Below are 3063 nucleotides of genomic sequence, written 5' to 3' on the forward strand. Positions count from 1 at the left end.
GCCAGCGTGGCTAAGTGCTGAGCGTCACACGCGGCTGAACGCGCCAGCAAGCGCAACACGATGTTTTGGTGGTCGATGGGCTTAAGGGTTGGCATTGTCTGGGCCCTCGCTCATTGGTTCGAGAACATCAAGACGGAACCGGGTAGATGGGTACTCGCTAACAAGTGCTTTTAGCTCTTTGTTAGCTGCAGCAAAGCTCTGCCAGCGAGCTGCAAGCTCTGGGTCTTGAGTGCTGGGCGCATGCGGGTTGCCATCCCACGCCTCATCACTGACACCGCTAAACCACGCTTCCGCGATAACTTGATCAATCACGATGACGTAATCCTTTTTAACCTTCACGACGCCACCCCCTTAGCTGCTACCACCGCCAGCGCCCTACCATTCTCAGTAAGCCCCAACACCTGGCGCGCGGGGGAATCGGCGCTCATGCCCGCCACCTCGATATAATCAAGATCGAGGAGCTCACGGCAGCGGCCGCAAATACTGGATAGCGGCAAGCCGGTTGCCTCCGCTAGCTGGTTGCGTGTCATCGGCCCCTGGCTAACCAGCGCAGCGATCACCACGCCCTGCGTCGATTTAAGGCGCCCGCTACGGCGGTGCTCGGTAAACGCGGCGTGCTTCACTTCATTGCCGCTGGGTTGAAAGGCGGTATTCATGCTGAAACCTCGCTAGCGGTTAGTGGTAATGACATCTGCAGCTCACGCTTCCAGTATTCAACGCGGGCCTCTAGGGGGTGCTTTTCGTATTTCCACTGCGCCAGCCCACGCCCTTGAGCGCTAGCGAGGCCCCGCCGATCTTCCAGCGCCTCGCAGGCCTTATCGAACTGCTGCTGTGCGCTCACTTCACCGCGCAACAGTTCATCAATGCGCAGGTCGCACCAAACTGCAAAACGCAGGTCGAGCCAACGAGCAAACGCTACGCCTAGCTTTGGGTGCATCCAGGTACCGCCACCGCGATCCGAGCGGGCGCGACTAGTTGTTACAAGTGACTCAGGATCACATGTAAGCGCCTCACCCAGAGCCGCCAAGTATTGACGCGTTTCATCTTGCTTTAACCAATCAACCGGCCGCTTACCAAACCGCTTAGCGATCTCAGTAGCATTGATCCAGCCCTCAACGCTGAAGCTCACCGGCAAGCCTTCGTACTCACGCTCAATCGGAATGACGCTCTTCATCTCAACGACCTCCCAGGGCAGCGCGTAGCGAGCGCATCCCCTGCTCTGAATTCATTCGGTGCGGCATGCCCGCCGCCTCTGCCTGTTGCTGTGCGGCTTCACGGCTGGCGCGTTCGGCTAGCTCTGCGCGGTTCAACTGGCTGTCGTGGCCGATCAGTGTGCGGGGCTGTAGCTGCTCGCCGCTCATGACGCGGTTAACCAGTGCCGCGTACTCTTTCCGGAAGCGGCGTTCTAGTCGGTCGGTGCGGGTTTCGCCCCCGCCATGGGTCAGATCCCACCAGCCAACGGCTTGCCCTGCCATGCGCACGGCTTCATGGCTCCAGCGGTGGCGGCTAGGCTGGTGCGCGTTTCCGGTGGCTTCGCGCCATGCCTCGGCATCGCTCGGCAGCCCTAGGTCTTCCGGTTTCGGCTGGCAGAGTGCGGCAAAGGCAATCGGCGTGGGTGGCCACGCTTCGTCATTCGCCCGAGCGGCGTCCTGAATCTGCTGGCGCAAACGGCGGAGACCTAGCGCCAACTGCGCAGGCTGGACATGCTGCAGCTCTGCCCACCACGCACCGGTCTCATCAAACGCACCCCACTGGCTGACAAACTTGCTGCCGTACAGCTCACCCATGGCGTTGAACAGGTTGTCGATCTCAGAAGCGGTCAGCGCTGGACCACTCGCCTTCGAGCGTTCGCCCTGGGCTTGCTGGCGCTCTGCCTTCGGCGGCTGCTCGCGCTTCCTGAGCTGTGATACGGCGCTTGGGAGTAGATTCGCGGCGGTTTGCATGGGCGTTGCCTCCGGTGGTGGCGGTCAGGGCGGTTTGCTGGCGCTTGGCGTTCTCGGCTACCCAGCGCACAAAGCGGCGGGTCCAATCGGCGTGGGTGTTGGTGCGGGCAGGCTGCGCGGCGAAGTGCTCGCGGAAATCGATCAGCGCATCGTGAACGTTGGCGTCTGGGGCTAGCCCACGCTGCCAGCAGGCAGTGGCGTAGGTTTCCGGCTCTGGTTCCCATTCCAGCATCATCGCGGTTTTGCGGGGTTGGTTTGCGTCAGCGCCAGCGGGTTCGCCGTCGTCGGCTTGCTGGGCAGCACGCTCGAACACGGTTGGCTGAGATTCGTCCGCGCCAGAGAGAGAGGGGTTTATGATCTTGGTATCTTGATACGTCGGAGATTTTTCCGACCCTTCTCGGATATTTTTCCGACCCTTCTCGGATATTTTTCCGTGGGTCGGATTTTTTTCCGACCCTTTAGCATTGGCCTTAGAGGTCGGATTTTTTTCCGACCCCTGCACGCGGTTCCAGCCCTTCGCTTTCTCGGTTAGATGGATGTAGGTCTTGTTGTCACAGCTGGTCATGCAGATCAGGCCAGCGGTGCGCAGCTGCTTCATCAGGCGGTAAACGGTGTCGGGCTTGTCGGTCAGCAGGGGCAGCTCTTCGATCACCTTGCCCTTGCCGATGTTGAACCACACAACGCCGTCTATCTCGCGGGAATCCGCCCACGTAGGCACCTGGTGCAGGAACGCAAACAGCATGGCCTGCTGTGCATTCAAGCCCCATTCCAGCGCCTTGGTTTGGTTGATAGAGACGAGGTATTGCACGGCTACGCACCTCCCCCTGAATAAAAAACCATGAAAGAACGCTTACAACCAAAGAGCTCGGCACTCGCCGCCGCCACAAGGCAAAGCTCTGTTAGCCTGAAGTTTCCACACATCAAGACAGGAGCTTTACCCATGAACGGAGCGCTATCCGATAACGCTAACGAAGCAGCGCATGAGGCTGTGCTAGAACTCATCAAGGCCAACTCCCTTTCAGGGCATTCCATTCTTGGCAGGGATGCAGGAAAGATCGTTGCGAAAAACCTCATTGACCTTCACCGCGAGTTGGCTGCGTATTACCGGAGTCTTGATCAA

The 3063-nt window shown here is 59.5% G+C and carries 6 protein-coding genes; 1 reads left to right on the plus strand and 5 read right to left on the minus strand.

Annotated features, from left to right (window positions below):
• Positions 1-81: 81 nt before the first annotated feature.
• The 5 genes from CXF87_RS11745 to CXF87_RS11765 are packed head-to-tail and all read right to left on the minus strand — an operon-like array spanning position 82 to position 2751.
• Positions 82-339: a hypothetical protein gene (locus tag CXF87_RS11745; RefSeq protein WP_101146745.1), complete on the minus strand. Its 258-nt coding sequence runs from the start codon at positions 337-339 to the stop codon at positions 82-84.
• Complete coding sequence (locus CXF87_RS11750; RefSeq protein ID WP_101146746.1) at positions 336-656, minus strand: MarR family winged helix-turn-helix transcriptional regulator; 321 nt, start codon at positions 654-656, stop codon at positions 336-338. Before CXF87_RS11750 ends, CXF87_RS11745 begins: the two co-directional genes overlap by 4 nt.
• Positions 653-1174, minus strand: coding sequence for a KilA-N domain-containing protein (locus CXF87_RS11755; RefSeq protein ID WP_101146747.1), 522 nt, complete (start codon positions 1172-1174; stop codon positions 653-655). Before CXF87_RS11755 ends, CXF87_RS11750 begins: the two co-directional genes overlap by 4 nt.
• 1 nt (position 1175) lies before the next feature.
• The gene (locus CXF87_RS22045) at positions 1176-1787 is read right to left on the minus strand and encodes a replication protein P (RefSeq protein ID WP_101146748.1); all 612 of its coding nucleotides are present in this window, start codon (positions 1785-1787) and stop codon (positions 1176-1178) included.
• A gap of 22 nt (positions 1788-1809) precedes the next feature.
• Entirely contained in the window at positions 1810-2751 is a 942-nt protein-coding gene (locus CXF87_RS11765; protein WP_101146749.1) for a DnaT-like ssDNA-binding domain-containing protein, read from the minus strand.
• Positions 2752-2883: 132 nt separating this feature from the next.
• On the opposite strand from CXF87_RS11765, the gene CXF87_RS22050 reads away from it, so the two are divergent.
• A partial coding sequence (locus CXF87_RS22050; protein ID WP_232774903.1) for a hypothetical protein occupies positions 2884-3063 on the plus strand: 180 nt, incomplete at its 3' end.

The sequence above is a fragment of the Halomonas sp. MES3-P3E genome, assembly GCF_002836035.1.
Classification (GTDB): Bacteria; Pseudomonadota; Gammaproteobacteria; order Pseudomonadales; family Halomonadaceae; genus Vreelandella; species Vreelandella arctica.

Excerpts from the sequence above, each read along its gene's own strand:
- CXF87_RS11750 (WP_101146746.1), bottom strand. The coding sequence starts at position 656 with ATGAATACCGCCTTTCAACCCAGCGGCAATGAAGTGAAGCACGCCGCG.
- CXF87_RS11755 (WP_101146747.1), bottom strand. The coding sequence starts at position 1,174 with ATGAAGAGCGTCATTCCGATTGAGCGTGAGTACGAAGGCTTGCCGGTG.
- CXF87_RS22045 (WP_101146748.1), bottom strand. The coding sequence starts at position 1,787 with ATGGGTGAGCTGTACGGCAGCAAGTTTGTCAGCCAGTGGGGTGCGTTT.